Below are 3,026 nucleotides of genomic sequence, written 5' to 3' on the forward strand. Positions count from 1 at the left end.
GGCGATTATAAAGCCAATGTGAGACTACAATATTTAATTGAAAGCGGCAGGATTATAGTAAAAAAGCCGCAAAAAACTGTTTATGAGTTAAATAAAGCCCTAGAAAAACAATTGCCTGCCACCGCCTATTATAATTTATACGATTATTTAACTAATGGATACGGTGTCAAAACCGAAAAAGGTGGACGGTTTGCTTATTTAAGAAAAGCCGCTGATTTAGGCAGTAGAGAAGCGCAGTATGAACTGGGTGAAATATTAGGGCTAATGGAAAATAAAGACACCTTAAATTTTAGATTAAAGTTAAGAAGTAAATTATTAGATTGTGCCTCAAAACAAGGTTTGGGTATTGCCTCTCAATATTTAGGTATTCGATTAAAAAATGAGGGCGATTACGCTAATGCAGTTATTGCATTTCATCAAGGAGTCAAAAATGGAAATGCTTTATCTGCCAGATATTTACGAGATGGATTTGAAAAAGGTATAAAACCCGATAATGAAGTTGACTATTTAGCATTAAAACCTGATGAAGAACGCGTTACTCGATATAATATGATCGCACGCTATCTCGCCGATCACGACTACCTCAACCCCAAAGTCCCAGACTTAGATGAAATCGTTCCCCTTCCGCCGGCTAAGCTGCCTGCATGGGACGGTAAAATCGCCTTTCAGCGTTGGTATGAAGGGGCTTCCCCACCGAAACCAAGTGAAGAGTTAATGCAAAAACTGGCCGATCAGGCGGGGCTTGATGTAAACACAGGATTACCGAAAAAATAATAAAAACACACCGCTCTTTCGCTTAAAATAAAGCAAAGTACGGTGATTTTATGGGGGATTTATGAAAAAACTATGCTTGCTCTTATTATGTGTATTACTAACCGCATGTAATCATTTATCTTTTGCGAAAAAAGGAATATCAATGAACACATTACAAGAACTGGAAGCGGACTTATTGCCTTGTAAAAAAGAACACACACCGCCTTTATCCCCCGAAACCCAACAGCTGTATAATTATGCCCGCTATCATGATTTGCATAATTTATGGAATGGCAAACCCGGCGATGACCTGTGGCAATCCATGGCTGTGTATTACCGCATAGCTGCTGCAAACGGCGATTATAAAGCCAATGCTCGTTTACAATATCTCTTAACCTCCGGTCGAGTGATTTCATCAACTGCTAAAAAAGAAGTCAAAGCACTTAATGAACAGTTAATGAAACTGCTTCCGGGACGAGCCCATTATAATATCTATATTTACCTAAAAAATGGTTATATAAGCGCATTGGCTGGTGATGAGTTTGCCTATTTACGCAAAGCGGCAGAATTGGGTAATAAAGAAGCGCAATATGAGTTAGCTGAAATCCTTAATTCTATCAAAGATGAAAAAACCTATTCTCGTAGACATTTATTAATAGACCAATTACTATTATGCGCTTCTCAACAAGGGTTGGGTGAGGCTTCTGTAGATTTAGCTATTCGACTCCAAGCACGAAAAAAATATTCTGAGGCGACTAAGATATATCATGAAGGAGCTAGAAATGGAGATGCTATGTCAGCTCGAAAGTTGATGCGGCCATTTAAATCAAAAATAGATAGAAGTAAAGTTATTGATTATTTAGCACTAACCCCTGATCCTGAACGAGCGATTCGTTATCAAATGATTGAAGAATATCTTTATGACAATAGCTACCTCAACCCCAAAGTCCCAGACTTAGACGAAATCGTCCCCCTTCCGCCGGCCAAACTGCCTGCCTGGGACGGTAAAATCGCGTTTCAGCGTTGGTATGAAGGCGCTTCCCCACCGAAACCAAGTGAAGAATTAATGCAAAAACTGGCCGACCAAGCGGGGCTTGATGTAAACACAGGGCTGCCGAAAAAATAATTAAAACATACCGCACTTTCACTTAAAATAAAGCAAAGTGCGGTGATTTTATGAGGAATTTATGAATAAATTAGCTTATTGTATTGGCATATTGTTGTTTTCTGTGGGCTGCTCAACAGCTTCTAGCCCCCAAAACACAAACGTAAAAGAAGAGTTAATCAATAATTTAGATATTGCATGTGTTCATGAAAAACGACCACCTCTCTCCCCCGAAACCCAACAGCTTTATCAGTATGCCCATTATCACGATTTACATAATATGTGGTTAGGGAAAAAAGGGGATAATACGTGGCAATCCATGGCGGTGTATTATCGCATAGCGGCATATAACGGGGATTATAAAGCTAATCAACGGTTGCAGTATTTATTAAAAAGTGGTCGAGTTGTGGTAAAAAATCCTCAGGATGAAGTGTATTATTTAAATAAAGCATTGGAAAAACAGCTACCAGCAACGGCCTATTATAACTTATATGAATATCTTGGCTCCAAATATGGTGTCACCACAAAAGAAAAAGGGGGGAAATATGCTTATTTACGACAAGCCGCAGAAATGGGAAGCCGAGATGCGCAATATGTTATAGCAGAAATTATACTTGGTTTCTTTGATAAAGAAACCCTTAAAAGGAGAATAGAAATTGCACATAGACTATTGGCTTGTGCTTCAGAGCAAGGATTAGGACAGGCTTCGGCTGATTTAGGAATAGATTTAAAAATTCAGAAAAAATATCCGGATGCGATAAAAGTGTTTTATCAAGGTACAAAAAATGGTAATGCACTTTCTGCTAGAAAATTAATGCGCTCATTTAAACAAAAAATAGAACCGAGTGATCGTGTGAATTATTTAGCATTAGATCCTGATCCTGAGCGTGGCATCAGATTCGAAATGATAGCTAAATATTTATCTCGTAATTATTATTTACTGCCAACAGTCCCGGACTTAGACGAAATCGTCCCTCTTCCACCGGCGAAACTGCCGGCTTGGGACGGTAAAATCGCCTTTCAGCGTTGGTATGAAGGGGCTTCTCCACCGAAACCAAGTGAAGAGTTAATGCAAAAACTGGCCGACCAAGCGGGGCTTGATGTAAACACAGGGCTGCCGAAAAAATAATAAAAACATACCGCACTTTTGTCTTGGAGAAAGTGCGGT

Annotated in this window: 3 protein-coding genes; all 3 read left to right on the top strand. The window is 39.2% G+C overall.

Going from position 1 to position 3,026, the window contains the following annotated elements; translation table 11 throughout:
• On the top strand, positions 1-774 hold a 774-nt coding region (locus CVP05_RS12800; RefSeq protein WP_243389234.1), incomplete at its 5' end, for an SEL1-like repeat protein.
• Between the two features lie 142 nt (positions 775-916).
• Positions 917-1,879 (top strand): DUF6396 domain-containing protein, encoded by a 963-nt coding sequence (locus CVP05_RS09915; protein WP_100289415.1) that lies wholly within the window; start codon positions 917-919, stop codon positions 1,877-1,879.
• Between the two features lie 61 nt (positions 1,880-1,940).
• Positions 1,941-2,987, top strand: coding sequence for a DUF6396 domain-containing protein (locus CVP05_RS09920; protein ID WP_100289416.1), 1,047 nt, complete (start codon positions 1,941-1,943; stop codon positions 2,985-2,987).
• Positions 2,988-3,026 lie beyond the last annotated feature (39 nt).

Source organism: Conservatibacter flavescens, from assembly GCF_002795425.1.
Taxonomy (GTDB): Bacteria; Pseudomonadota; Gammaproteobacteria; order Enterobacterales; family Pasteurellaceae; genus Conservatibacter; species Conservatibacter flavescens.